Origin of the sequence: Cupriavidus sp. SIMBA_020 (genome assembly GCF_046535395.1) — a bacterium.
Lineage (GTDB): Bacteria > Pseudomonadota > Gammaproteobacteria > Burkholderiales > Burkholderiaceae > Cupriavidus > Cupriavidus campinensis.
In genome coordinates this window covers 1-278 of sequence record NZ_JAWRWU010000418.1, presented here as the reverse complement: position 1 = coordinate 278, position 278 = coordinate 1, and the positions used below count along the sequence as shown (strand labels likewise).

The following is a 278-nucleotide window of genomic DNA, read 5'->3' as shown; positions in this document are numbered from 1 at the left end:
GCCCACAAGCCGCAAAGACCGCTCCGGCAAAAGCTCCGATGCCCACTGTCACCCAGAATAACCCAGCTATTTGAGATCGATCTAGATCACGAAATTGCACGATAGCAGGGCCCAGCCCCATTTCACTGACAAACGAAAAGAACGTCACCAGAACAGAAACGATAGCCATCACGCCGAACTCCGCCGGACTTAGGACGCGGGCCAGCATACCGGTGACAACAATCTGGACAATAATGTTCGCATATCGGCCAATGAAATTCGTCGACAGACTTTTCCGC

At 52.5% G+C, this 278-nt stretch carries 1 protein-coding gene; it reads right to left on the bottom strand.

Translation table 11 applies throughout. The features are described 5' to 3' along the window. Positions 1-278, bottom strand: a 278-nt coding sequence (locus tag SB751_RS29850; protein WP_410749006.1) for an oligosaccharide flippase family protein, incomplete at both ends; no start/stop codon positions are given.